The organism is Pandoraea pnomenusa (assembly GCF_040391475.1).
Classification (GTDB): domain Bacteria; phylum Pseudomonadota; class Gammaproteobacteria; order Burkholderiales; family Burkholderiaceae; genus Pandoraea; species Pandoraea pnomenusa_C.
In genome coordinates this window covers 123,390-149,866 of sequence record NZ_JBEBXS010000011.1, presented here as the reverse complement: position 1 = coordinate 149,866, position 26,477 = coordinate 123,390, and the positions used below count along the sequence as shown (strand labels likewise).

The 26,477-nt window shown below is 58.7% G+C and carries 24 protein-coding genes and 1 tRNA gene; 15 read left to right on the top strand and 10 right to left on the bottom strand.

Going from position 1 to position 26,477, the window contains the following annotated elements; translation table 11 throughout:
• The first annotated feature begins 97 nt into the window (after positions 1-97).
• The 7 genes from ABWO90_RS13955 to ABWO90_RS13925 all read left to right on the top strand — a co-directional run bounded on the left by ABWO90_RS13955 (position 98) and on the right by ABWO90_RS13925 (position 9,316).
• Positions 98-1,174, top strand: coding sequence for a site-specific integrase (locus tag ABWO90_RS13955; protein WP_353191827.1), 1,077 nt, complete (start codon positions 98-100; stop codon positions 1,172-1,174).
• 377 nt (positions 1,175-1,551) lie between these two features.
• Complete coding sequence (gene drt3a / locus ABWO90_RS13950; RefSeq protein ID WP_353191826.1) at positions 1,552-2,898, top strand: antiviral reverse transcriptase Drt3a; 1,347 nt, start codon at positions 1,552-1,554, stop codon at positions 2,896-2,898.
• The gene (gene drt3b, locus ABWO90_RS13945) at positions 2,891-4,933 is read left to right on the top strand and encodes an antiviral reverse transcriptase Drt3b (RefSeq protein ID WP_353191825.1); all 2,043 of its coding nucleotides are present in this window, start codon (positions 2,891-2,893) and stop codon (positions 4,931-4,933) included. Before drt3a ends, drt3b begins: the two co-directional genes overlap by 8 nt.
• Before the next feature lie 788 nt (positions 4,934-5,721).
• On the top strand, positions 5,722-5,943 hold the full coding sequence (locus tag ABWO90_RS13940; protein ID WP_150575723.1) for a hypothetical protein: 222 nt from the start codon (positions 5,722-5,724) through the stop codon (positions 5,941-5,943).
• A 925-nt stretch (positions 5,944-6,868) separates the two neighbouring features.
• Positions 6,869-7,669 carry a rolling circle replication-associated protein gene (locus tag ABWO90_RS13935; RefSeq protein ID WP_353191824.1) on the top strand — a complete coding sequence of 267 codons (801 nt, stop codon included), beginning with the start codon at positions 6,869-6,871 and terminating at the stop codon, positions 7,667-7,669.
• A gap of 11 nt (positions 7,670-7,680) precedes the next feature.
• On the top strand, positions 7,681-7,941 hold the full coding sequence (locus tag ABWO90_RS13930) for a pyocin activator PrtN family protein (protein WP_353191823.1): 261 nt from the start codon (positions 7,681-7,683) through the stop codon (positions 7,939-7,941).
• Positions 7,942-8,431: 490 nt separating this feature from the next.
• Positions 8,432-9,316 carry an EamA family transporter gene (locus tag ABWO90_RS13925; RefSeq protein WP_353191822.1) on the top strand — a complete coding sequence of 295 codons (885 nt, stop codon included), beginning with the start codon at positions 8,432-8,434 and terminating at the stop codon, positions 9,314-9,316.
• Here ABWO90_RS13925 and ABWO90_RS13920 read toward each other — a convergent pair.
• Together ABWO90_RS13920 and ABWO90_RS13915 are read right to left on the bottom strand one after the other, a co-directional pair.
• Positions 9,285-9,758: a GNAT family N-acetyltransferase gene (locus tag ABWO90_RS13920; RefSeq protein WP_353191821.1), complete on the bottom strand. Its 474-nt coding sequence runs from the start codon at positions 9,756-9,758 to the stop codon at positions 9,285-9,287. The two genes, ABWO90_RS13925 and ABWO90_RS13920, sit on opposite strands and share 32 nt — an antisense overlap.
• Before the next feature lie 69 nt (positions 9,759-9,827).
• Positions 9,828-9,904, bottom strand: a tRNA-Met gene (locus ABWO90_RS13915).
• Positions 9,905-10,112: 208 nt separating this feature from the next.
• Here ABWO90_RS13915 and ABWO90_RS13910 point away from each other — a divergent pair.
• The 6 genes from ABWO90_RS13910 (at position 10,113) to ABWO90_RS13885 (ending at position 15,218) form a co-directional block, all read left to right on the top strand.
• Positions 10,113-10,727 (top strand): NUDIX hydrolase, encoded by a 615-nt coding sequence (locus ABWO90_RS13910; RefSeq protein WP_353191851.1) that lies wholly within the window; start codon positions 10,113-10,115, stop codon positions 10,725-10,727.
• A 95-nt stretch (positions 10,728-10,822) separates the two neighbouring features.
• Positions 10,823-11,587: a leucyl/phenylalanyl-tRNA--protein transferase gene (gene aat / locus ABWO90_RS13905; protein WP_353191820.1), complete on the top strand. Its 765-nt coding sequence runs from the start codon at positions 10,823-10,825 to the stop codon at positions 11,585-11,587.
• Positions 11,584-12,360 (top strand): arginyltransferase, encoded by a 777-nt coding sequence (locus ABWO90_RS13900; protein WP_353191819.1) that lies wholly within the window; start codon positions 11,584-11,586, stop codon positions 12,358-12,360. The genes aat and ABWO90_RS13900 overlap by 4 nt, the downstream gene beginning before the upstream one ends.
• A gap of 181 nt (positions 12,361-12,541) precedes the next feature.
• Complete coding sequence (locus ABWO90_RS13895) at positions 12,542-13,570, top strand: quinone-dependent dihydroorotate dehydrogenase (protein WP_353191818.1); 1,029 nt, start codon at positions 12,542-12,544, stop codon at positions 13,568-13,570.
• Between the two features lie 42 nt (positions 13,571-13,612).
• Complete coding sequence (locus ABWO90_RS13890; RefSeq protein WP_502922609.1) at positions 13,613-14,416, top strand: cystine ABC transporter substrate-binding protein; 804 nt, start codon at positions 13,613-13,615, stop codon at positions 14,414-14,416.
• A 142-nt stretch (positions 14,417-14,558) separates the two neighbouring features.
• The gene (locus ABWO90_RS13885) at positions 14,559-15,218 is read left to right on the top strand and encodes an amino acid ABC transporter permease (protein WP_353191817.1); all 660 of its coding nucleotides are present in this window, start codon (positions 14,559-14,561) and stop codon (positions 15,216-15,218) included.
• A gap of 116 nt (positions 15,219-15,334) precedes the next feature.
• Here ABWO90_RS13885 and ABWO90_RS13880 read toward each other — a convergent pair whose 3' ends face one another.
• From ABWO90_RS13880 to ABWO90_RS13870, 3 genes are all read right to left on the bottom strand, one after another.
• Positions 15,335-16,744: a lactate utilization protein B gene (locus ABWO90_RS13880; protein WP_353191816.1), complete on the bottom strand. Its 1,410-nt coding sequence runs from the start codon at positions 16,742-16,744 to the stop codon at positions 15,335-15,337.
• A gap of 82 nt (positions 16,745-16,826) precedes the next feature.
• A complete protein-coding gene (locus ABWO90_RS13875; RefSeq protein ID WP_353191815.1) occupies positions 16,827-17,552 on the bottom strand; it encodes a (Fe-S)-binding protein in 726 nt (241 codons plus the stop codon).
• 90 nt (positions 17,553-17,642) lie between these two features.
• The gene (locus ABWO90_RS13870; protein WP_353191814.1) at positions 17,643-18,821 is read right to left on the bottom strand and encodes a hypothetical protein; all 1,179 of its coding nucleotides are present in this window, start codon (positions 18,819-18,821) and stop codon (positions 17,643-17,645) included.
• 295 nt (positions 18,822-19,116) lie between these two features.
• Here ABWO90_RS13870 and ABWO90_RS13865 point away from each other — a divergent pair, with 295 nt between their 5' ends.
• Complete coding sequence (locus ABWO90_RS13865; RefSeq protein ID WP_353191813.1) at positions 19,117-19,944, top strand: IclR family transcriptional regulator; 828 nt, start codon at positions 19,117-19,119, stop codon at positions 19,942-19,944.
• A 174-nt stretch (positions 19,945-20,118) separates the two neighbouring features.
• Here the strand turns inward: ABWO90_RS13865 and pbpG are convergent, their stop codons facing one another.
• The 4 genes from pbpG to ABWO90_RS13845 form a co-directional block, all read right to left on the bottom strand.
• Complete coding sequence (gene pbpG / locus ABWO90_RS13860) at positions 20,119-21,384, bottom strand: D-alanyl-D-alanine endopeptidase (protein ID WP_353191812.1); 1,266 nt, start codon at positions 21,382-21,384, stop codon at positions 20,119-20,121.
• 188 nt (positions 21,385-21,572) lie between these two features.
• Complete coding sequence (locus tag ABWO90_RS13855; RefSeq protein WP_353191811.1) at positions 21,573-22,385, bottom strand: nitroreductase; 813 nt, start codon at positions 22,383-22,385, stop codon at positions 21,573-21,575.
• 46 nt (positions 22,386-22,431) lie between these two features.
• Positions 22,432-23,334, bottom strand: coding sequence for a DMT family transporter (locus ABWO90_RS13850; protein WP_353191849.1), 903 nt, complete (start codon positions 23,332-23,334; stop codon positions 22,432-22,434).
• A gap of 92 nt (positions 23,335-23,426) precedes the next feature.
• A complete protein-coding gene (locus tag ABWO90_RS13845) occupies positions 23,427-24,377 on the bottom strand; it encodes a histone deacetylase family protein (protein WP_353191810.1) in 951 nt (316 codons plus the stop codon).
• Between the two features lie 494 nt (positions 24,378-24,871).
• Here ABWO90_RS13845 and ABWO90_RS13840 point away from each other — a divergent pair, with 494 nt between their 5' ends.
• The gene (locus ABWO90_RS13840) at positions 24,872-25,432 is read left to right on the top strand and encodes a phasin family protein (protein ID WP_353191809.1); all 561 of its coding nucleotides are present in this window, start codon (positions 24,872-24,874) and stop codon (positions 25,430-25,432) included.
• Between the two features lie 208 nt (positions 25,433-25,640).
• Here ABWO90_RS13840 and ABWO90_RS13835 read toward each other — a convergent pair whose 3' ends face one another.
• Entirely contained in the window at positions 25,641-26,381 is a 741-nt protein-coding gene (locus ABWO90_RS13835) for an SDR family NAD(P)-dependent oxidoreductase (protein WP_353191808.1), read from the bottom strand.
• Positions 26,382-26,477 lie beyond the last annotated feature (96 nt).

Genomic DNA, 26,477 nt, shown 5'->3' with positions numbered 1-26,477 from the left:
CCCGATTTCCCAATTTTAGCCCCGGTTTAGGCTCGTTTTAGCACCCAAGTGCTACGGTGTAGCACCAAAAAAAGCCGTGTAGCACCGACGAAAACCTATGGGAACAATCTCAGTACGGGAACGAAAGGACAAAAGTATAGGGTATACGGCACAGATCCGCCTGAAGCGGGACGGCCGGGTGGCCTACACCGAGGCGAAGACGTTTGACCGCAGGCAGGCTGCGGCGGCGTGGATCGTCAAGAGAGAGAAGGAGCTGGCGCGTCCGGGGGCCATCGAAGCCGCAGCGGTGGTCGACCCTCTATTTAGTGAGGTGATCAGGAAGTACGTCGACGAATCGATCAAGAAAATCGGGCGGACTAAGGCCCAAGTATTGAATGCCGTCGCACGAGCGCCTATCGGTGAGAAGCGTTGCAGCCAGTTGGGAAGCACGGATTACGTTGACTTTGCCAAGAGCCTAGACGTCCTACCTCAAACCGCGAGTAACTATATGTCCCACATCGGGGCAGTCGTCAACGTCGCGCGCCCCGCTTGGGGATATCCGTTGTCTGAACAAGCCTTGAAGGACGCCCGACGAGTCCTCTCCCACCTCGGCCATACAGCCAAGTCAGCCAAGCGAGAAAGACGCGCGAGTTTTGCTGAGTTGGAGCTACTTCTAGAACACTTCGTAGGGATTCGCAAAAGGCATCCGAAAAGCGCGCCAATGCAATACATAGTGCCGTTCGCGATATTTTCGACGCGACGCCAGGAGGAGATCGTGACGATAAAGTGGTCGAACTTGGATAGAGAAGGCTCGCGGATACTCGTTCGGGACATGAAGCACCCAGGACAAAAGATCGGCAACGACGTTTGGTGCGACCTTCCCCCGGAAGCAATGCGCATTCTGTCCGCGATACCCCAACACGAAGGCGAAGACCGAATCTTCCCTCACACCACCGACGCCGTCGGCGCAGCATTCACACGGGCATGCCAGTTTCTGCAAATTCAGGATCTGAGATTTCACGACCTGCGCCACGAAGGCACTAGCTGGCTCTTCGAACAAGGCCTGTCGATACCTCGCGTGGCCGCCGTAACCGGCCACCGGAGCTGGACAAGTCTAAAGAGGTACACGCATATCCGGGAGACTGGCAATCGATTCGCTGACTGGCCGTGGCTTACTAAACTATTTTCAGCTTAGTAAGCAAGAGACCCGGGTACTGCTGAGCACAGCGCCAAATTGTGGCTCAATGGGTTAGGATTACAAAGCGACATGTGATCTAACAGAACTCGTTTCCGGGACGGTTCTTGGCTGTTGTTATTCGAGCTTCACATCAAAAATACGAGAACGCGGCATCTTCCCTTGAGAATGAGGAGAGACAGCCCCGCCCCAGAACGAAGCAATCGGAAACCGATGCAATCGCTTACGTCTCACTCCCCGAGACGACAGGGAATAACCTCGCGGGAGATTTAATTCAAGAAACCGCATGGTGCAACATCATCTTTAAATTTTCACTTCACGATGTCGCGCCGCCAGTCCTTATTAAAATCGCACGATCAATTCGAACATAGAACATTATGGATCAGGCATTCTCCGTTTCAAATTTGCGAAAGATAATAAATGCTGACAACGAAAAAGGCGGAAATCTAGAAGAGAAATACATTCCGAAGGCACATGAAATTAAAATCCGACTGAAAGAATTTCTCAACTCCCTTCTTACCTCAAAAAAATTATTTAAATCAAAAAAAATATCTTTCACCACACATGAACGCCGAAAGAATCGATTAAATTTCTTGCTTCATGGATGGAAGCAGAGATATGAGGCCGTGGTAACGAAGGAACTAGAGGCCATTTCCAAGACAATAGGACGGAAAGATTTCAAAGTTAAACTAATCGAGCACCCTACAAAAATCTCAGACAAGAGAGTCTACGGGATTGAATCCGATCTACCGCAGATTCTTGCCATGCGCTTCGTTCAGTTAACTCTAAAATCAATCTATGACCTTAAAATGCCACCTCGCGACGCCCTAGTCAGTCAAATAAAATCACTGTCTCTAGATGGCGTTCCGAAGCTCATAATCCGGGCTGACGTCGAATCATTCTATGAATCAGTAAGACATGAAGGGCTACTTGACCATATCCACAAATCGTCCGATCTTTCTGTTGATATAAAGAGAGTAATTACGCGCCTACTAAACGATTACAAAAGAATTTCCGGATCCGAAAAGGGATTACCCCGCGGAGTCGGCGTAAGTGCCTATCTAGCAGAAATATATTTGTCTGAAATCGACGAAATCATAAAAAACACCCAAGATTTATTTTTTTATGCACGATATGTCGATGACATGGTGTTGATGTACGCGCCATCGCGCCCCGAATTGGCTGTCACCTATGAACAGGGCATCAATGACATCATGAAAATGAAAGGCCTGTCCCTCAACAATAAAACCAAAGTGGTGAACGCTCTCACTCAACAGAAGGGAAAATTTGAATACTTGGGTTACGAATTTGATCTAGCCCCAGGTGGCTCCGGCGTCTCACTAAGTCACAAGAAGATTACGAAATATAGAGATCGAATAACAAAATCCTTTTCCGACTACAACAGGAAAAAGAAAATTATTCCAAAAAAGGCAGCCAATGAATTAATCGCTCGATCTCTATTTCTGACCGGAAACATAAGATTATTCAACAAGAAAAGCAACGCATTCATCGGAATTTATTTCAGTAACAAACACATTACAAACACAAAGCAGCTTAAGGGGCTCGATTCTTTCTATAAAAATAAAGCTAACTCCATAAGCAATATAAAGCTACGAAATAAGCTGCTCAAGAACTCATTTGAAATCGGTTTTTCCCAGAAAATTTTTAGAAGTTTCGAACCAAAGCAGTTATCTGAGATATCACGCGGGTGGAAACATGGTTAAGAAAGCACTTTCAATAAATTTCCCTATCGAAAGAGTCATACTCTCGGACGTTCTCCCCTATGAAATCCCAATTTTCTGCTCCAATAGATATTTTTATAGATTTCTGATTGCCAACATCGTTAAGTTCTCGGACGGAAAAATTTCTTGGCTTTCACGCGATGATTGCCTGGATCGCCTGATGAAGATGCTTTTCGGAATCTGCGCCTCAAGGGCCGTACGACACGAGATTCGGAATAGTCAAAAATTCTCAATCCTAGATCTTGAAAAGAAAGACTTACATTCGGTACCCTTCATATTTTCAACGACACACAAACAAGATCAATTACGACAACTATCGTTGATGCATCCTAAAGGACAGTTAATGGTGACTGGATTTTATGATGAATTCAAAGATCTGATGATTTACTATTCCAGCAAAAGCGAATTTAGCCTTAGAGCACCAACTCGTGTGGCTGGATGTACCTACATCGATTTTCGCTCACAAATTGAGCGACGGGATAAGTCCGACACGTTGGTGGAAGTGGAAGGTGAGGATTACGAAAATCTAAAATCCTTTTTTGTATACGAAAAATTTAGTAATGTTTTCAAATTCTATGAATCTGATGAACATTTGCAAGGTGAACGCGACTTCAAATTTTTAACAAAATTTGACGTATCGGGCTGCTTTGACAGCATATACACCCACTCCATTTCGTGGGCTATTTATGGAAAAAAGTATTCAAAGGAACATCTGAAGAAAATTATCCCAGCATTCCCAGGAAGATTCGATTCTCTTATGCAGAATATAAATTACAACGAAACAAATGGAATCTTGATCGGTCCGGAAATTTCACGAATCTTTGCAGAAATTATTTTGCAGTCTGTAGATGTCTCCGTTAGAAAAAAATTAGAAGATGCGAATCTAACTCTTGGGAGAGATTTCTTAATATACAGATATGTTGATGATTATTTTGTCTTCCACGACAGCGAAGACACTCGGCATCGAATAAAAATGGCGCTTCAAGAGAATCTCCGAGCTTACAAACTCTCCCTCAACAAGGGAAAAGAGGAAACTCTTCATCGCCCAATAATAACGCCAATATCTATCGCAAAAAAACGCATATCAGACCTACTTGAGTCAACCGTGGTTTGCGACATCTCCTTCGACGCAAGCGAACCGGACGCCACACCGAAAGGCACCATTTACATTGGCAGCTCTCCTTTAATAACCGAATTCAAATCAATTCTCTCCACTTCCGGCGTAAGTTACGGCGATATCCTCAATTACTCACTGGCAATAGTCGAGAGAAAATTGGGCACACTGTGCGAAAAATATGATACTTGCGAAGAAAATGAATCGTTCAGCAAGCAATTCTCCAAGAGCATTGAGGCTTTGCTCGATTTTGTTTTTTTCGTTTACGCCGTATCACCAAAAGTAAATACAACCATAAAACTGTGCAGAATTTGCCAAAGAATAATTATTTTTTACAAGAGTAGATCCATTGGATTTAAGTACACTTCACTGATTTATCAAATCATTAACGAGAGATCCCGCAGCGTCATCGACAAAATTTCTGATGGCAGGAATGCACAAATTGAAGTGATGTATCTTCTGGTCTTAATGCGACAACTTGGACGAAACTACAGGCTTCACGAAGCCGTACTGGCAAAATATTTTGGCTTCAATTTTATTGACGAAAAATACAAACCACCTGAAAAGATAGATTACTTCTCTACAGTCACATTGTTTTTCTACATGGAAAACAAAATCAGATATTCACGCCTAAAAGTCTCGCTTGAGAGATGCGTTCTGGATAGATTTAAATTGGAAAAGAACTCACTCCAAGGAAACTCCGAGATGCTTCATTTGGCTCTTGACCTGATTGCGTGTCCATATGTTTCAACGGAAGTAAAATCAGAAATTTTGGATTGCTACGGCGTACCGCGTTCCGACTTACCGCACATACAAAGAAGCGGGGAGTATTGGTTCACGAAATGGAACCGTTTTGACTTTTCGAAGGAGCTGGACGCGAAGGTCAGCCAAGAAGTATACTGACCACGATGCGCATGCCGAGAAGCACTAAGACCGTGATCGGTCGCACACACCAGCATCTGGATGACTGTTCTATGCATGAAAGTCATCCTCGGGGAATTGGCATGATCCTCGGTCGTAAATTCTTTGCCTTCCTGTCGGCGGCAGCTTGCCGGAAGGCAAAGAAGGAACGATTTTTCCTGCAAATCCCGCAAGCCTCCCCCAGTGATAGCCGCTGTGAGATGACTAAGGTTGCATCTGCCCTAGATTGGTGAGCCGCTATCGGTATTGGAGGGGTGCGCCTCTCCCATTTTGTCATCCTCCTTTTGAGCAGGAAGCAGTGGAACTCCTCGTCGGCGGATTGCCGACCAAGCGGTCTGCATAACGTCGACGGAGCCATTCGGCTCCGTTCTTGTTTCTAGCCGTTAGCCCAAAGTTCTTTCCCTCCGGCCAAGAAGAGTCCCTATTGGGGCATCGGAATGTTCTGAATCGCGACGAGTAACCTAGAATGCGACTCCGAACGCGTGGTGCCCTCAAAGTCGGATCGGTAATCTGGTTCCCGTCGCGCCCCAAACGCGACCGGGTTTGACGACCTGAACGATGTTTTCGGGCACACAGCCGCGATGTTTGCGGCTTTCGTGTGCGTCATGCTGCGCCTGTGTTTCAACGGGCGGGCCTGGATTGGGACACCTTCGGGTGTGCCGCCTAATCCGAATCATCAGCGGTTCGTCAACCTAGTCCAGTGCCCGCCCACCCCTGCGCAACGTAGCGGGTGGCGGGAATCGCAGATTGGCTAGTTAGAGGTGCCCCGCATGACGCTTCATCTCCCCGCAGCTTCCTTAGTCCACGCTTCCGTCGACAGGCTCAACACCCTTTCAGAACGCATCCTCGCGCTGACGATGTGTACCAACACAGACGCCGGCAAGGAAATACCTCACCGGTTCCTGCTCGCGATCTTCGAAGAGCTTGGCGAAATGACCGTCGAACTCGTCTGTGAATGTCACAAGTTGAAGGCTGATTGTCTCGACGCGTAGTCGCCCCTCAGCAGTTCATCCAACTCTGCCAACGGCATGGCCCCCCCGCATGTTTCGGCTGTCTCTACAGCATCGCGCCCCCCTCATGCACGCGATCTGTTTCAATTTCACGCCAAGCCTTTCGCCATGCACTTCACCAACCCCCTCCCCGTCGCTCCAATCGGAATTTCCCCATATACGGTGCGTTCGCGCGCTGCTTTAATAGTCCCACACTCGCGCCACGCTTCCATACGCGGCTCCCGATTGTGTTCAGTACTTAGCATCACCACTTCCAGCTACAGACGCCGGAAGTCAATTCGCGCTCAAGGGCGTTTGCTGGGGCATTTATACGAGAGCTCGGCCAAGATCCCATCGTGGGCAGTGTCCATCGTCGTACTGCGGCCATCATCCAAAAAATTCCCTTTCTCACCCAGCAGGTAAGACCGTCGCAACCCAACCTCATCCGTTGGTTCGTTCGTTGACGTTTGTACTTCCGTAATCCGGTCGTCTTTGAGGACGTCTAGCGTCGGGAGTGTCAGCGCCGTTCCCGGAGAGAGGGTTGCGTATGCGTGCCTTGCGGAGTCCGGGCGGTTGTCGCGCGGCTCAGCGCGGCTTGCGTGACCGAGCAGCGGGTATTACCTCGCGCGTCCGCCGTCACCTCATACCTTTGCATTCTGGCCTTCATGCCAAACCTTTCAGTCGTCCACGGCGCGCTATCGCTCGTCTTGTTCGTGAAGGGTTACGGACAACAGCTAGGAAGCACTGCGAGCGCCCGCCGCCCGCAGGGTCGAGGACGGCGGGCGCACGAAGTGCGCCCATAGACTTGTATCACTAGCACTTAACGATAAGTCCTCGGAATCGCAAGCCAGACAAGGCACGACAGGAACACTTACTCCCCAAGCCATCCGCGCAAGGGGGCCCCTGATCAACGTGATTGAGGCAAGCGATGAATGACACGAACGTATTGAACTACTCCCCCTTCCGTCGCGAATGGATCGTCCGTCGACGTGTGTTTGAGGACGGCCAGGTTGAGGCGACAGCGGTTCGATTCGACCGCTACCTGAAGGCGCAAGCGCTTCACCTCATGCCGCGCGCAAAACGCGGTGAGTCGCAATCCACGGAGGAGAACAAGCTGATGGCCGCCAAGCGCGCGAAACAGCAAGTGCGGCTGCGCTGCAAAGCCATCGGTGCCGACAGGATGATCACGCTGACCTATCGCGAGAACATGCTGGACAAGGAACGACTCAAGCGCGACTTCGACGCACTACGCCGCCTCTTAGGCCGGATTCAGAACTTCCAATACGTCGCGGTCGCAGAACGTCAAAAGCGCGGTGCGTGGCACCTTCACATCGCCGTTAAGGGGCGACAGAACTACCGAGTGCTGCGGACGCTGTGGCTACGCGTCGTGGGCGAAGACAACGGCAACGTCGACGTTCGCAATCCGAATCGCGAAGTGGGTCTGCGTCACAAGATTGCGTCCTACATCGGCAAGTACATCGTCAAGAACTTTGACGAGCATCAGTTGAACGAGAAACGCTATTGGGCAAGTCGCGGCATCAAGATTCCCGAGCCCGAAACGATCAGGCACTTCCTCGCGGATTGTTCCGCCGAAGCCATCGTCGCTACGTACCATGCAGCAGAGGAGGCCGGTGCGACGCTTGACGACCACGCCTATTACTGGAATCAGGACAACGGCTACTTCTGGATGGCGACAAAAGAGCGGCCAACCGATTCCGGCAAAGTGTGAGGAGGAGTCCGATGAACACCACTTTTCTTCTAATGGCCCAGTACGGTGCCGTCGCGGTAGTCCCCATCGACCTCGTGTGCCGGGACTACTTCTCTCACCTGAGCGCCGAGAAGCTGACGCGGAAGATTGGCGCAGGCGATATCGCACTTCCATTAGTTCGCATGGAAGGCTCTCAGAAGAGCGCAAAGGGGGTGCATGTGGAGGATCTTGCGAAGTACATCGACGAACGCCGGGCAGCGGCCGTGAAGGAGTGCAAGCAACTCTGCCACTGAATCGTGCAGATCAACCGGAATGGCTTGAAGCTCGACTCGTAAGCTCCGCCCCGAAAGTTGGATGCAAATCAAACCTTTGGGGCGCTTTTGAGATTGATCGACGCACGGCAAACCGCACAAGTAAGTGCTACATCCGTGCTACACCGACCATCGCCCCACCCCAAAACGCCCAAACGACGGGCGTCTCGCGCCTTTAAGCCGTCCAATCCATCATCGGCGCCACGCTGACGCGGCGGGCAGGCAAGTTCATGCAAATTCCTCGGATACGGCAAACGCCGCCTCGTAACGACAAGGCGACGCCTCTTGATCAACAAAACATGAAGTATACGTGATGCATGCGCCGGCCGCCGACGCACCATCACGGCCTACCGCGTTCTCGCGATTCGCGTCAACGTACGCGCCCACAGGTTTTCGCACGACACGTCGACGCCCGCGGAGTACACTTTCGCCTTCCCCCGACAACACCGACGCAGCACAAGGAGACGCCGTCATGGCACCGAAGGATCTGTTACAGGCATTGATCGTCGTGCTCGCCTGGGGCGTCAACTTCGTCGTCATCAAGGTCGGCCTGCATGGCGTGCCACCAATGCTCCTGGGCGCCCTTCGATTCCTGCTCGCCGCATTTCCCGCGATCTTCTTCGTCAAGCGCCCACAGGTGCCGTGGCGCTGGCTGATGGCCTACGGCCTCACGATTTCATTCGGCCAGTTCGCACTCTTGTTTACAGCGATGTACGTCGGCATGCCCGCCGGACTCGCGTCACTCGTGCTCCAAGCGCAAGCCTTCTTCACGCTCGGGCTCGCCGTCGTGTGCCTCGGCGAGCGATTCCGCGCGCAGAACGTCGCCGGTCTGCTAATTGCCGCCGCTGGCCTCGCCGTGATCGGCATGCAGGGCGGCGGCGCGATGACGCTTATCGGCTTCGTGCTGACGCTATGCGCGTCGCTCAGTTGGGCGACGGGCAACATCGTCACGAAGAAGATCGGCAACGTCGACCTCGTCGGCCTCGTGGTATGGGCCAGCCTGATCCCGCCGATTCCGTTCGCCCTGCTCTCCTACTGGTTCGAAGGACCGCAGCAAATCGCCGACTCGCTCGAACATATTTCGGCGGCGTCGATTTTCGCCGTGGCGTATCTCTCGTTCATCGCCACACTCGTCGGCTACTCACTCTGGGGTCGCCTGATGACGCGCTATCCGGCCAGCCAGGTCGCACCTTTCTCGTTGCTCGTGCCGATCATCGGCCTGGCATCGGCAGCGGTGCTGCTCGACGAACAACTCACCGCACCGCAAATCGCCGGCGCGGTGCTTGTCATGTCAGGCCTGGTGGTGAACGTGTTCGGCGCGAGGATCAAACAGCGCCTGTTGCCGGCGTCGCGCTAAGCGCAGTGGCAAGACGCATGTGCAGCAGCGGAAACGGCCGCCCCTGCCCGTCGAGCCCGGAACGCCCGATCACCTCGAACCCCTCGCGCTGGTAGAACGCCAGCGCCTGTGGGTTCTGCTCGTTGACGTCGACTCGCGAGCACTCGAATTCGCGCACGGCATACGCGAGCAGCGCAGCACCAATGCCCTGCCGCCGCGCCTCAGGTGCAACGAACAACATTTCGACATTGCCTTCGGCTGCGCCGAGAAAACCGCGAATGACGCCGGTATCGTCACGAAAGACGCGCAACGTCACGGCAGCAAGATACTCATTACGGATTCGCGGACGCAGCCATTCGATATCGACGTCGTCAAGGAAATCGTGCGTTGCCCGCACCGACGCCTCCCAAAGTTCGGTGATGGCGTCGAAGTCACTTTCATGCGCTGGAAAAATGCCAGACATCGAGTGCCCCTTACGAAGCATACAGAACGCAAAAAGCCTGATTCCTTGCGGAAATCAGGCTTTCGAATTTGGTTGCGGGGACAGGATTTGAACCTGTGACCTTCGGGTTATGAGCCCGACGAGCTGCCAGACTGCTCCACCCCGCGTCTGAAGAATTAGATTATATGGCAATTGCCATCGCAGTGCAACATGCATGGCCGATTATTTTTCCAGCGCCGGTTTTCGCACGTGTCCGGATCGTCCAAATTCGCCGCCGGCCCGCTCACCCGGGTTATCCCGGCACGCCGCGTGCGTCGCCGCACAGCGCGCGCCGCCGATGATACACTCGCAGCAACCATGAACCGACGTCCTCCCATCCAATTCTGTTCCGCTTGCGGCCATCCGGTCGAGTTGCGCATTCCGCCCGGCGACAACCGTGAGCGGCATGTCTGCACCCATTGCGGCACCATCCATTATCAGAACCCGCGTAACGTGCTCGGCACGGTGCCCGTGTGGGGCGATCAGGTGCTGCTGTGCAAACGCGCCATCGAACCGCGACTCGGCTACTGGACGCTGCCCGCAGGTTTCATGGAAATCGGAGAGACGACGTCGCAAGCCGCCGCGCGCGAGACGCTGGAAGAGGCAGGCGCCGTAGTGGAAGTGGGCGCACTGTTCTCGCTGCTCAACGTGCCGCACGTCAATCAGGTGCACATCTTCTATCTGGCGCAGATGCGCGAGCCGCAGTTTGCCGCCGGCGAGGAAAGTCTGGAAGTCGCACTCTTCTCGGAAGACGAGATTCCCTGGGACGATATCGCATTCCCGACCGTCGCCAAGACATTGCGCTTCTTCTTCGAAGACCGCCGCGCAGGTGCATTCGGCGTACACCTCGAAGGTCTGCAAGACGCCACCCAGCCCGGCATTCCGGTGCCCTCACTGCCCGTGAATACGGCGCACACCGAGGACATTCTCACGCCGATGCTGCGTGTCTGAACGCGCCGACATCGTCCTTACCCCGCCCATCGCGCCCACCGCCGCAGTCCTGTCCGGTGCTGCGCTCGAGCAAACTCCGGAACGCTAACGTCGCCATGGTCGTCTGGCTCGAAGCAAACGATCCCTTCCCCTCGGTCGACGAAGCGCTCGATGCCTCGAGCGACGCCCCGGGGTTGCTCGCCGCCGGTCTCGACCTCTCCCCCCAACGCCTGCTCGCCGCTTACCGCCAAGGTATCTTCCCGTGGTATTCGCAGGGCCAGCCCGTCCTGTGGTGGAGTCCCGACCCGCGCATGGTGTTGCGACCGGAGCACTTCGTCGTCAGCCACAATTTCCGCAAACTACTGCGCCGCGTACTGCGTGACGACGCCTGGGAAATCCGGCTCGACAACGATTTCGCCGCCGTCATGCAAGCCTGTGCGCAGGCGCCACGTCGAGGTCAGGACGGCACCTGGATCACCCCCGCCATCGTTGCCGCCTACCGGGCGCTGCACGACGCAGGCCTCGCCCACAGCGTAGAGACGTTCTACGAGGGCGAGCGCGTGGGCGGCCTCTATGGCGTTGCGCTCGGGCGCATGTTCTACGGCGAATCGATGTTCGCCAAACGCACGGACGCCTCGAAAATCGCACTCGCCGCGCTCGTCGCGTTTGCACGCACACACGCAATAGAGGTGATAGACTGCCAGCAAAGTACCGCGCATCTGGCGTCGCTCGGCGGTGGCGAAATTTCCCGTCATGCGTTCATCAGCCATGTGCACAAGGCGGTCGTGGCCCCCGCGCCGGTCTGGCGTCTCGACAAGCAGATGCTCAGCGCACTGGCCTACGGTAACGCAGCAGATAAGGCTCACGAGGTTTCGCAGTGACCCACCCGAACGAACTGCCGCTCTCCCCGCTGTCTGCCCTTCAGTTCTACGCAACGGCGCCCTACCCCTGCAGCTATCTCGACAACCACACAGCCCGGTCGCAGGTCGCCACGCCCAGCCACCTCATCAATTCGGACGTCTATAGCGAGCTGGTGCGTGCCGGCTTCCGCCGCAGCGGTGTCTTCACTTACCGTCCGTACTGCGACGGCTGCCGCGCCTGCGTACCCGTGCGCGTGCCGATCGAGCGCTTCGTTCCGAACCGCACGCAACGGCGTATCTGGCGACGCCACGCCGGCCTGGCGGTCAACGTCTCCGGCCTGCACTACACCGAAGAACACTATCAGCTCTACATGCGCTACCAGTCGCAACGCCACGCCGGCGGCGGCATGGACCACGACAGCCGTGAGCAGTACGAGCAGTTCCTGCTGCAGAGCCGGGTGAACTCCCGCCTGGTCGAGTTCCGTGAGCCACCCGGCCGTCAAGGCGCAGGCACACTGCGCATGATCAGCATGGTCGACATCCTGAGCGACGGACTGTCGTCGGTCTACACGTTCTTCGATCCGGACGTCGAAGGCGCCTCTTACGGCACGTACAACATCCTCTGGCAGATCGAACAGGCACGCGCGCTCGGACTTCCGCACGTCTATCTCGGCTACTGGATTCAGGCGAGTCGCAAGATGGTGTACAAGGCGAATTTCCGCCCGCTGCAAGGTCTGCTCGACGGCCAGTGGCAGGACATGCCGCAAGCCATGCTCGACGCAGCAGGCGAATAAGCCGCGCCTCGGCCGCAATTCAACGACAACGCGAATGACGATGCGCACAACAGTGCGCATCGCGTTTATCTGGCCCCACGCAACCCGCCAGACATGAGTACGCAGAGCGTAGAAAAAGACGCGCTCCGCCTGCGGGTTACCGGTAAAATGGCGTCTTTCCGATTCTGCCGAACCCGACATCGTGCTTGCGCCCCTCTATCCCCTGGCCCGTCGCGCCCTGTTCTGTCTCGACGCTGAACAAGCCCACCACCTGACGCTGGCCACCCTGCGCGGCGCCGCCTCGCTCGGCCTGAGCGGACTCGTCGGACAGACACTCCCCGAAGCCCCGCGCACGGTCATGGGCATCCGATTCCCGAACCCCGTGGGCCTCGCGGCCGGCCTCGACAAAGACGGCAGTTGCATCGACGGCCTTGCCGCCCTCGGCTTCGGCTTCGTGGAAGTGGGCACGGTCACGCCACGCCCGCAGTCCGGCAATCCGAAGCCGCGCATCTTCCGTCTGCCGCAAGCCGAAGCCATCATCAACCGCATGGGCTTCAACAACGGCGGCGTCGAGCAGTTCCTTCAGAACGTGCAGTCAGCACGCTACAAGGGTCCGCTAGGGCTGAACATCGGCAAGAATGCCGACACCCCGATCGAGCGCGCCGTCGACGACTATCTCATCTGTCTCGAAAAAGTGTATCCGTACGCTACGTATGTAACGGTCAACATTTCGTCGCCGAACACCAAGAACCTGCGTCAGTTGCAGGGCGGCGACGAACTCGACGCCCTGCTCGGCAAGCTCAAGGACAAGCAACGCGCACTGTCCGACCGACATGGCAAGTACGTGCCGATCGCGCTCAAGATCGCACCGGACCTCGACGACGAACAGATCAAGGTCATTGCCGGCACGCTCACGCGTCATGGCTTCGACGGCGTGATCGCCACCAACACCACGCTCTCGCGCGAAGCCGTTGCCGGCCTGCCCTATGCCAATGAAACGGGTGGCCTGTCCGGGCGCCCGGTGTTCGAAGCGTCGAACCGCGTGATTCGCGCACTGGCGACCGAACTCGGCGGCGCACTGCCGATCATCGGTGTGGGCGGCATTCTCTCCGGCGCCGACGCGCAAGCCAAACTCGATGCCGGCGCCAGTCTGGTTCAGGTCTACAGCGGGCTGATTTACCGCGGCCCCGAGCTGGTGCGAGAATGCGTACAGGCGCTGCGTACCGCCTGAGCGGCGGCGCGTCGCACCCCCTCATCGCCATTGGGAGAACTCATGATCATGAAAACCTGGCTCAAGACGCTGTGCCTCGTTCCGCTGACTGCCGCCGCGTTGATCGGCACCTCGCCCGCGCGTGCGGCTGACCTGCTCGACACCGTGAAGTCCGCCGGCGTGTTGAAGATCGGCATCGAAGGCACCTATCCGCCGTTCAACTACCGCGCGCAGGATGGCCAACTCGACGGCTACGACGTCGACGTGGCCAAGGCCATCGCCCAGCGTCTCGGCGTGAAGCCGCAGTTCGTGACGACGGAATGGAGCGGCATCATCGGCGGGCTCGTGGCAGGCAAGTTCGACGTCATCGTCAACCAGGTTGCCATTACCGACGAGCGCAAGAAGTCGCTCGATTTCAGCCAGCCGTACACGTACTCTGCGGCGCAGCTCATCCAGCGCAAGGATGACAACCGCGAGTTCAAGTCGCTCGAAGCCCTCAAGGGCCACAAGCTCGGCGTGAGTCTGGGCAGCAACTACGACAAGATGGCGAAGGCCGTCCCGGGCATCGACGTGCGCACGTATCCGGGCGCGCCCGAGTATCTGCGCGACCTGTCCGCCGGGCGCGTCGATGCAGCCCTCAACGATCGCCTGATGCTTGCGTATCTGATCAAGACGTCGAACCTGCCGCTGCGTCCGGGCGCGGTACTTCAGGGCACCAATCAGTCCGTCGGCATTCCGTTCCGCAAGGACAATCCGAAATTCGCGAAGGCGATCGACGACGCGCTGACCGATATGAAGAAGGACGGCACCCTCACCAAGATCGCGCAGAAGTGGTTCGGTGAAGACGTGTCCCAGCCCGCGAAGTAAGTGATCAGCGGCTCGCCGATTTCCGCCGCATGATCCAAGGCTGTCTTACGGTTGTTCAACGGCCGGCATCACGCAAACGACGCGGGTGCCGGCCGTCGTCATTACGCGCACTGCGCCCCACGCACCCCGATCCGATACGCCCATGAATCCATTCGAACTCGCTGCCCAATCCATGCCGGTGCTGTTGCAGGGCACGGTGCTGACGATCAAGTTCGCCTTGATGTCGATGGTGTTCGGTCTGGCGATCGGCATCATCGTGGCGATCATGGGCATCGGCAAGGTCCGCGTGCTGCGGGCCATCGCCCGCGCCTATGTCAGCGTGATGCGCGGCACCCCGCTGCTCGTGCAGATCTTCGTGATTTATTACGGCCTGCCCGGCATCGGCATCTCGCTCGACCCGACACCCGCCGGTGTGCTCACCCTCAGTTTGAACGTGGGGGCTTACCTGTCGGAGAGCATGCGCGGCGCGCTCGAAGGCATGCCGCGCGGACAATGGCTCGCCGCGTACAGCCTCGGCCTGTCGTACTGGCAGACACTGCGTTACGTCATTGCACCGCAGGCGCTTCGCATCGCCGTACCCAGTCTCGGCAACAGCCTCATCAGCCTGATCAAGGACACGTCGCTCGTGTCCGTCATCACCGTGACCGAGTTGCTTCGCTCCGCGCAGGAGGTCATCGCGTCGACCTATCAGCCGTTACCCCTCTATCTCGCGTGTGCTGCGATTTACTGGGTCTTGTCGACAGGACTCTCTGCATTGCAGCGACGCATCGAAAAGCGTCTCGCGTTGCCCGCGCGAAGCTAGACACCCGATCGCCTTGCCAGCATGCAAAAGGCCAGTACTCCATTGACGGAGACCGGCCTTTTGTTGACCCGGCGTCGCTTGCGAACTGCCCCGCTAGCAACGCCAATCGTTCGATTTCATCGCGGTGCGCGACGCGCGCGATACATTGCGCGGAACGTCTTGCCGCTCGGCGCCGGCATCTCTCGCGTGTCCGTCCAGCCGCCACCGAATGGCAGCTTCGAGATGCTGCCGCGATCACGTCCCATGCGGCGCAGCGCCCACGATCCAAGCCCTGTAAGGGTGGCGTACAGACGCGGACGTCGCGCAGCGAACGCCCACGCCGCGAGTGCCGCCCGCTCCTGCCACGGCCGCAGACCGCGATCGACCTGACGCTCACGCAACTTGCGCAGCAGATCGGAAATCGGAATGCCGACCGGGCACACGCGGTTGCACTCGCCGCACAGCGTGGCTGCCTGCGGCAGATCGACCGTCTTTTCCAGACCGACGTAGCTCGGCGTGAGCACCGAGCCCATCGGTCCCGGGTACACCCATCCGTAGGCGTGGCCGCCGATCTTCTGATACACCGGACAATGGTTCATGCAGGCGCCGCAGCGAATGCAGCGCAGCATTTCCTGGAACGCCCCGCCGATCAATCCGGAGCGACCACCGTCCACGAGCACGAAGTACATGTGGCCGGGGCCATCGACCTCACCCTCGACGCGCGTACCGGTGAGCAGCGAAAAGTAATTCGACGTGCCCTGACCGGTCGCCGAGCGCGGCAGCAGACGCATCGCCGTCGCGAGGTCCTCCAACGTGGGCAACACCTTCTCGATGCCCGTTACGGCCACGTGCACGCGCGGCATGATCGTGCACATGCCTTCGTTGCCCTCATTGGTCACCACGGCGACGGAGCCGGTCTCGGCAACGAGGAAGTTGCCGCCGGTCACGCCCATGTCGGCCGACAGGAACTGTGGCCGCAACATCTCGCGCGCTTCGCGCGTCATGGCGGGAATTTCGGTCAGGCGCGGCTTGTGATGCACACGCGCAAACAGATCCGCGACCTCGTCCTTATCCTTGTGCACGACCGGCGCAATGATGTGCGACGGCGGCTCGTTGTCGTTGATCTGCAGGATGTACTCGCCAAGGTCGGTCTCTACCGACTGCACGCCCATGTCGGCGAGCACCTTGTTGAGCTGCAACTCCTCGGTGACCATCGACTTCGACTTGATCACCTTCTTCACGTCGTGCTTGCGGGCGATCTCCGCGATCAGTCTCGCCGCGTCCTGCGTCGACTCGGCAAACAGCACGGTTGCACCGCGTCGCGTCGCTTCGCGCTCGAAGATTTCCAGCCAGACGTCGAGCGTCTCCAGACCGCGATTACGACGCTCCTTGAGCGCTTCGCGCGTCGCGTCGAAATCAATTTCCTCGATGGCGGCCGCACGCGCCGTCACGAACTTGGTGGAGAGCTTCTTGAGGTTGGCTTGCAGGCGCTGGTCGGCGAGCTTCTGCCCGGCGCGCGCCTTGAATTGCATCGATTGAACTTGCATCGCGACTCACGAAAGGGGATGGCAGTGGGCGGCCGTGACGGCGCGCGCAGCTGCGAAGATCGAAAGCATGGCGGCGACGCGCTTACGCATCGCCGGCGAGTACCTGCGCGATGTGCAGCACGCGCGTCTTCGTGTCTCCGGTGCGACGCAGGCGCCCCTCGATGTTGAGCATGCAGCCGAGGTCGCCCAGCACGACGGCCGGCGCACCGCTGGCCGCGATATTGGCGCATTTCTCGTCGACGATCGCCGTCGAAATGTTGCCGTACTTCAACGCAAAGGTGCCCCCGAAACCGCAGCACGCCTGGCAGTCCTTCATCTCGGTCATCTTCACGCCGGGCATTTTCGCGAGCAAGGCACGCGGCTGCGTCTTCACGCCCAGTTCGCGCAGGCCCGAGCACGAGTCGTGATACGTCACTTCACCGTTGTAGTCGCCGGGGACCGTGTCGATATGCAAAACGTTGACGAGAAAGTCGGTCAGTTCGAACACGCGCGGGCGCAAGCGCTCGTAGCGGCCCATGAGTTCGGGATCGTCGGCGAAGAGGTCGCCGTAGTGCGCCTTGACCATGCCGCCGCAGGAGCCCGACGGCACCACGACATAGTCGAACGATTCGAATTCGTCGAGGAATTTCTGGGCGAGGTCGCGAGCGATGGCGCGTTCGCCGGAGTTGTAGCCCGGCTGGCCGCAGCAGGTTTGGGCGTCGGGAATGACGACTTCACAACCGGCGGTCTCGAGCAGCTTGAGCGTCGAGAAGCCGATTTCCGGACGCATCATGTCGATCAGACACGTGACAAACAGTCCGACGCGCATTGGGGGAATCCTCTATTCGGGAATAATGCGCCATTATAAGACGCCGGGCCGCCGTGGCCCAGCGTGGATTCCCGCATATCGCGCAGCGGATTACGCCATGCGCGGCACCTCGAATTGTTGGCGTAACGAACGAACGCGGCCTATCGGCTCACTTCCGGATGCCGAACGTGCCACCGGTCGGTTGGAAGGGTGCCGCGACTCCGCGGTCACCGCCATTATCATCTGCCGCAACTCGGCTTGACCTTCAGCCAGCCGCACGTCGTTTTGCTTCAATTCCACCAGCCCACGCGCCAGCTCGGCCCGAACCGCCGCCAGGTCTTGCGCCACCACACTTTCGACCCGTCGCAGATCGTCGCGCATCGCGTGCATTTCTTGCCACACCTGCTTTTCAATTTCCAATCGCTCAAGCGCTGCCGTCACTAATAGGTGCGTCTTCATTGCCTCCCCCTCCGTCTCCAGAAAATGCTTGGTTTCCGCCAGAAGACCCTCAATCGACTTCCAGCCGCGATCGCGGTCATAGCCGCGTATACTCGCCAGGCTTTGCAACCGAATGACCGTCGTGACGATCAGCGCGCCGAGTGCGAGCGCCGCAGCAACGACACCGCCCGATGCGATCAATCCGGCAACTGCAATGCCCACCGAGACGACAAATAGCGCCGTCGAAATCCAGAACCGCTTGCCATAGTGCTTCTTCTCCGGCACCACCTGTTTCGACGCGCTCGCTATCGTCTCGCGCGTGATGTCCAGATGTGACTCGATACGGCGCACGAGTGTCAGGCAATCCACCTCCTTGCCACCTCGCCCACCCCATTCTCGCCCCTCACTGCCAGGTACTCTTTTTCTCAGCGCCTCCTCGCTCTTCCTGGCCACGACGATGCATTGTTCCAGCACGTCCTGCTCGTTTGCCAGCGCGTCACATAGCTTCTCCAGAATCACCTGAAACCGCTTCGCCGACGGCGTCAGTCTCGTGCTATCGCCAATGTTGGTCTGGTCTCCAACAAACGCCAGCAATCCCCATTGGCCGGACGCTCCCTTGTGACGCCAGAAGCCGTCGCTCAGTCCGCCCCTCCAATAGCCGGACGTTGCCTTGCGATAAGCCTCGTCGAATGTCGACTGCAATTTCGACACTCCCGCGTCAGGCAAGCCCAGGCGGGATCGCGCGTTCGCAATTCGCTCGAGCCGGTCTGCGATCTCGGCGCGCCGGGCGTCGATCGACTTGCCGGACGGCACAACCCGCTTGGAAATTGGCCGGATTTTCGGCAATCGCATCACTGTCGACCCACACATTCGAGCGAACATCGCATGCACCTCCTCCCTCTCGGCAGTCGCTCCGCCTGAAGCGAACGAGCACTCGGTTAATGGCAGGGGGAATGGTAGCCAGCGAAAAAATTGGCCACTTTCGGTTTCGGGCGACAGTGACTGCTGCAACGACGCGCTCACATGACGTGCACCGGATGCCGCCGCGCGCATCGCGTGATTTTTCGCAGAAGTCCTCTACGCGAACCCTGCGAATTTTTCACCATATGATATAGAATCGACGCTATACGAAACTCGGCCCTACCCCATGAAAGACGAAAGCAGTCAAGGCACGGAGTCACGCACGTCCATCCAGGTGATCGAGCGCATGATGCGTCTGCTCGACGCGCTGGCGGCACATGCCGACCCGGTCAGTCTCAAGGATCTGGCACACGCCACCGAACTTCACCCGTCCACCGCTCACCGCATCCTGAACGACATGGTGGCGTGCCGCTTTGTCGATCGTTGCGATCCGGGCACCTATCGCCTCGGCATGCGCCTGCTCGAGCTCGGCAACCTGGTCAAGGCCCGGCTGTCGGTACGCGACGCCGCGCTTACCCCGATGCGTGGCCTGCACCGCATTACGGGCCAGACGGTGAACCTGTCGGTACGTCAGGGCGACGAGATCGTCTATATCGAACGCGCCTACAGCGAGCGCTCGGGCATGCAGGTCGTGCGCGCCATCGGCGGGCACGCGCCGTTGCATCTCACATCGGTTGGCAAGCTTTTCCTCGCTGCGGACGAAGCCGCGCGTGTGCGCGCCTACGCCACACGCACCGGCCTGTCGGGACACACGCGCAACAGCATTACCGATTTGCAGAAGCTCGAACGCGAGCTGAACCACGTGCGCAAGTCGGGCTACGCGCGCGATAACGAAGAACTGGAACTCGGCGTGCGTTGCATCGCTGCAGGGATTTACGACGACAGCGGCAAGCTCGTCGCAGGCCTCTCGCTGTCTGCACCGGCCGACCGGCTGCAAGATGCGTGGCTGGCGAACCTGAACGAGACGGCGCTGCTCATCTCCGCTTCACTGGGCTTTCACGCGCCCCGTCCGGAGGCTGGCGGTTCGGCGGCGCACGGGGTCGCAGCCGAGTAATTCACGGCGACCCCGCCGGTCATTCGTGTGGGGTACGCCCTCTCCCGTGAGAGGATGCCATCCAGATAAAGGCAAAACAAAAGGCACTCCCGAGGGAGTGCCTTTTGTTTATTGCGTCACGACAGGGGCAGGCGACCCGCGAACGTGGCGCCAGCCACGTCGCTCGCGCAAGCCTTACAGCGCGTGCTCGCTGTTCGTCGCCACTTGTGCGGTCGGCGTCGTGCCGGCGGTGCGTTGCGGCGCGGCACCGCCGCCTTCCAGCAACCACTTGCGAACGCGCGTGGCATCGGCAAAGCGCGAATACTTGCCCGTCGAATCCAGCAGAATCATGATCACCGGACGGCCATCGACGTTCGCCTGCATCACAAGACACTGGCCGGCTTCGTTGATGTAACCCGTCTTCTGCAGGCCGATTTCCCAGCCCGCGTGACCGATCAGATGGTTCGTGCTGACATAGTGCAGATCACGACGGCCGGTATTGACGTCGTAATTGCTGTCCGTCGAGAAGCGGCGAATCATCGGGTACTGGTACGCGGCCTTGACCATCTTCACGAGATCACGCGCGCTCGACACGTTCTGGCTCGAAAGCCCGGTCGGGTCGTTGAAGTGCGTGTCGTTCATGCCGAGTTGCTTCGCCTTGCGGTTCATCGCCGCGAGGAACGCCGGACGACCGCCCGGGAAGTAACGCGAGAGCGCAGCGGCCGCGCGGTTCTCCGACGACATCAACGCAATGTGCAGCATGTCTTCGCGCGACAGGCGCGAGCCAACCGACAGACGCGAGCCCGTGCCCTTCTCGTAGTCACGATCTTCGTCCGTTACTTCCATGACGTCGGTCATCGGGACATTCGCATCGAGCGCGACCATGGCCGTCATCAGCTTCGAAATCGAAGCGATGGGCAGCACGGCTTGCGAGTTCTTGTCGAACAGCGATTCGCCGGTCCGCTCGTCGATGACGTAGGCAACGGACGAGCGCAGTGCGAGCACATCGGGCGTTTCATGCAAGCCAAAGGCGCGACCGGTCGACAGACGCTCCGGCGCTTGCGGTGCAAAGTTGACGGTACGGTACGACGTCACGACACGGCGTTTGCCGTTCTTGTAGACGACGTGCTTGACGGCAACGCGCTTGGCGGCCGGGCCGTCGTCGTCGACGGCAGCCAGCTTGCGTGTCTTGCTGCCGGCTTTCGTACTTTTCGTTTCGCGAGCGGCCGTGGTGGCGACCGCACGTTTGACGTTGGTTTTGGAAGCGGTGGATTTCGTCGAGGCAGCATTCGCGCAGGCGCGCTTCTGAGCAGCCGTCTTGGCCGTCTTGGGCGAGCATTCGCTCGTCTTACCGGCGGCGTGAACGACTGCCGGCGCACCGGCGGCGAGCGAAATCGCCACGACGGCAGCACCCCAGAGGCGGGAGCGGCACAGACGCGCAAGGGCGGTGATCGCGTACATAGATAGGGGGTAGCGTAAGGTTGGCAGGCAACGAGTTTGGGAGAAGTTTAGTAACTTCCGAAAAAATAAGCAATATGAATGACTTAGCTGAAATACTTAAACCGGCATCTGGCAGTTTTGTGCAGCGCAACGCGTCGAAATGCACACTCGCCAAATATTGCCAAAATTTGCCAATTCCTTGATATACGTTAATTCAGAAAATGCGCCCACTCATCCAGGGGCGCACGCTCGGTGACGAGCCGGTTCTCGATCGCAGCCGGGTCGGCATATCCGAATGCCATTCCGCACACCACCATCCGCGTTTCGGGTAGTCGCAACTCATCGGCAATCACCTGGTGGAACGTGGCAAATGCCGCCTGCGGACAGGTGTCGAGCCCTCGCGCACGCGCCGCGACCATCACGCTCTGCAAAAACATGCCGTAGTCCAGCCAACTCCCCTGCTCCAGATGCCGGTCGATCGTGAAGATCAGCCCGACCGGCGCGTCGAAGAACGTAAAGTTGCGGGCGTGTTGGCCATGCATGCGTTCTTTGTCTGCGCGTCCGATACCGAGAAGCCCATACAAGTCCCATCCCACTTTGCGGCGCCGCGCCTGATACGGCTCGGTCCACTCGCGCGGGTAATACGCGTATTCCTCCTGGTGCATCAAGCGCTGCGCCGGGTCGTTGAAAGCCTCCAGCAAACGCGATGTCAGACGCTTGAGCGAATCGCCGGTCAGTGCGTAGGTCTGCCACGGCTGAATGTTGCTGCCCGACGGCGCGCGCGATGCTACCGAAAGGATGTCGGCCACGGTCGCCTGCGGCACCGGCGTGGGCAGGTAGGCGCGAATCGAACGTCGACTACGAATCGCCTCGTCGACATATTCCACGCGCTCGCCGGCGTTATCGTTGACAACGGGGTGATGCGGACTTACCCCAGCATCGGGTTGCGATTGCAGGCCAACGGGGGTGACGGACGCTTCGCTCGATTGAGCGGCCTGGCTGTGCGGATGTTCTTGTTTCATGGACATTCGTCAAATGCATTCGGAGAAGCGGCGTGTACTGCGTGGATCAGGAGACCGTTGCGGCGGGTGCCGTGCGGCGTTCGATCACGAGGGCGACGCCAAGGGCCGCAATGACCATGCCTGCGGCGCTCAACGGCGACAGCGTCTCGCCGAACAGGAGCCAGGCCATGACGGCGGTGGTCGGAGGGGTGAGGTACATCAGACTGGAAACCTTGGTCGCGGCACCGTGCCGGATCAGCAGGAACAGTAGCGAAATCGCACCGATCGACAATGCCAGCACCGACCATGCCAATGCGCCGATCATCTCGGCGTTCCAGCGCACTGTCATCGTCTCGAGCGCCCACGCGGCCGGCAGCGTCACGACAAAGGCCGCGCCGAACTGGACGATCGTACCGACGCGCAGATCGAAATGCGAACAGAAACGCTTCTGGTAGAGCGTGCCGGAAGTGATGGCAAACAGGCTGAGCACGCACAACGCGACCGTGCCTGCGCCCACACCACGCACGCCCACCTTGTTGGCCACCACCAGCCCGACGCCCACGAAGCCGCAGCACAGTCCGAGCCACTGGCGTCGTGACACCGGCTCACCGACGACGCGTGCAAACAGCGCCGTCAACAGCGGCTGAATGCCTACGACGAGCGCCGCCAACCCCGCCGGCGCGCCCTGCTTGATCGCGGCCCATACGCCGCCCAGATAAACCGCCTGAATCAGAATGCCCGAGACGGCGAGATGCGCGATGAGTGGCCAGTCGATGCGCAGCATCGTTCCCTCGGCGCCGGTGAACGCGCGCGTTGGCCACGGCGTACGCGTCAGCAACGCGATCGGCACCATGACGAGCAGCGTGCCGCCGAAGCGAAGCGCGAGAAACGTCAGCGGCTCGGCGTTCGGCATGCCGTATTTGGCGACAATGAAGCCGGTACTCCAGATCAGCACGAACCACCAGGGCATGGTGGCATTCCAGATCGCCGCGCCGCCCGTGCCCGATGCCGCACGTGAACCTGAAGAAGCCACGGAATGCGGTGGCGTCGCCTTACGCCCCGTCATGCGAGTAAGTCGCACTGTGCGACACCGTAAGGCGAATACGATCGACGGGTAGCTCGCTGAAACTGGCTGGCAAGACGGATCGTCGAGAAATGTGCTGCAACGGTCTGCCCGATGTCGCGGCCATAGCCACCGGCCATCGCGATCGCGACCGGCAAGCCCCGTTCTGCGCAAGCCGTCAGCACGAGTCGATCACGGACAAGCAGGCCGTCGTGCGTAAGCGCCAGTCGGCCGAGCCGGTCATTTTCCAATGGGTCGGCCCCCGCAAGATAAATCACCAGTGACGGGCTGAACTGCGCAAAGAGATCGGTGAGCGCGTGCGCGAGCGCGACGAGATACTCGTCGTCGCCACAGCCGTCGGGCAACGCGACATCGAGGTCGCCGCGCGCCTTGTGGAACGGGTAGTTGTGCTCGCCGTGCAGCGACAGTGTGAAGACGCTCGGGTCGTGCTCGAAAATGGACGCGGTGCCGTTGCCCTGATGCACGTCGAGGTCGATGATGGCCACGCGTGTCCCGGCGCCCAGTTCGGCCTGCATGGCGCGGGCAGCGACTGCGGCGTCGTTGAAGACGCAAAACCCCTCCCCGCGATCCGCGTACGCGTGATGCGTGCCTCCCGCGAGATTGGCGGCCACACCGTCGGTCAGTGCGGCACGACACGCCGCAACGGTCGCCCCGGCGGACCGGCGCGAGCGTTCCACCATTTGTGTCGACCAGGGGAAGCCGATGTCGCGCTGCTGCTTCGGATCCAGCGTGCCGGCACTCACGCGTGCGACATAGTCGGGCGAATGTACGCGGCCGAGCATCACATCATCGACGGGAAGCGCTTCGCATAGCACGACCTGCGGCAGCTCCTGCGCCACACGCTCGCGCAGACGCGCGTACTTCTCCATGGGAAACCGGTGCCCGGGCGGCAGCGGCAGGACGAAATGGTCGCTGTAAAACGCTTGCATCGACGCGAAAGGCCGGCAGTGCGGCACGCAAAAAAGCCGTTGAACGACATCGGCACTGGCGAACGGACCACGCTCGGACCACGCGGCACCTCTCGGGGAGCGGCGCATTCGCCTCGCGTCTGACCGTCCCGCCAGTGCCGGAACTCGTCGATAGTACCATCGCCGCGCTTGGTGCGTTGGCGCGCCAAATCGGTGCAAAGCCGCACCAATCAACGGTTTCCAAGGGGTGATGCCATTTCGCCGCAGCGCGATGTCACATATTCGTCACGGGATCCCAAGTTACTGATTTTGTAAGGTTTTGTTGTTTTTGTGCAGCGCACAAAAAGAACTTGACAGTCACAAAAATATCTCTAAACTTGCATTTGTGCGATGCACAAAAGCGATCGCACCCATTTGAGAAGGCCCCAACCGTGTTTTCACCGAGAGAAGGTGAGAACCACCCAGCGAACACGGAGTGGGTCGATACGTTGTGTAAAACACCCTAGGAGAACGCCATGTCGTTTCTGACCCCCGAGCAACTCGCTGCTGCCCACAAAGCCAATCTGGAAACCCTGTTTGGCCTGACCAACAAAGCCTTCGAAGGCGTTGAGAAGCTGGTCGAGCTGAACCTCCAAGCCGTCAAGGCATCGCTGGCCGAGTCCGCCTCGACCGCCCAGAAGGCTTTCGCCGTGAAGGACGCACAAGAGCTGCTCGCGCTGCAAGCCAACCTCGTCCAACCGGCTGCCGAAAAGGCGCTCGCGTATGGCCGTCACCTGTACGAAATCGCTTCGTCGACGCAAGCCGAAGTGACCAAGGTGGCCGAAGCCCAACTGGCTGAGAGCTCGCAGAACGTGCAAGCGCTGTTCGACAACCTGGCCAAGAATGCACCGGCCGGTTCGGAATCGGCGGTTGCCCTGGCCAAGTCGGCCCTGTCCGCTGCCAACAGCGCGTTCGACAGCGTTCAGAAGGCCACCAAGCAAGCCGTAGAGATCGCCGAGACGAACTTCGCTGCTGCGACCAACGTCGCCTCGAAGGCTGCCGCTCAGGCTTCGCGTGCTGCCAGCGCCAAGAAGTAAGCGCAAAGCGTCGACTTCAGAGTTATACGAGGGACGCTTGAAAATTCGTCGCGGCACCCCAAGCTGATGCCGCGACACCAGTTGTCTCCTCGGTACCGCAGGTACCTTTCGAACCCGGCATTCGCCGGGTTTTCTTTTTGGGGTGCCCGAATTTCCCGCTCCCTCGCGCTGACGACATCCGGCTTGCCGGCAATCCCGGTTCGCAATGTCAGGTCGTCTGCCCGCCGTCCACGGTCAGAATCGCACCGGTGATCTGGCGCGCCGCAGGACTTGCCAGGAAAGCGACGGCTGCGGCGACATCTTCCGGCGCACCAAATCGACCGAGCGGGCTCAGGCCGCGCTGGAAGTCAGAAAACTCACCATCGGCAGGGTTCATGTCGGTATTGGTAGAGCCCGGTTGCACCAGATTCACCGTGATATCGCGCGGACCGAGTTCTTGCGCGAGCCCACGCGTGAATGATTGCAACGCAGACTTTGTCATGTAGTAAAACGTCCCCGGGTACCCGACGATGCGATCGGCACCGGCAGAGCCAATCGTGACAATGCGGCCATCCGCGCCAAGATAGGGAATGGCAGCCTGCGCTGCCAACACCGGCCCGCGCACGTTGACGTCGAGCATTGCACCGATCGCGTCGACACCGATCTCTGCCGTCGGCGCGTACAACGCAATCGCCGCGTTATTGACGAGAATGTCGAGGCCGCCCAACACTTCAGCAGCGGTATCGACCGAGCGCTTGATCGCGGCCGGATCGGCGCTGTTCGCTTGAATGGCGACTGCTTTGCGGCCCTTTCGCTCGATCGCCCGAACCACCTCTGCTGCACGATCCCCCGACCTCTCATAGGTGAGCGCGACGTCCGCCCCCTTTTCCGCCAGGGCGATCGCGATCGCCGCGCCAATGCCACGTGAAGCGCCCGTCACAAGGGCGCGCTTTCCAGTCAGTTCGTTCATGATTCATGCCTCAGATTTGTGTGATGTCCGGGGGCGGCCAATTTGCGCCCACAGACACAAGACTTGCGTCAGTGCACCGTTGCACAGCGAGGCGAT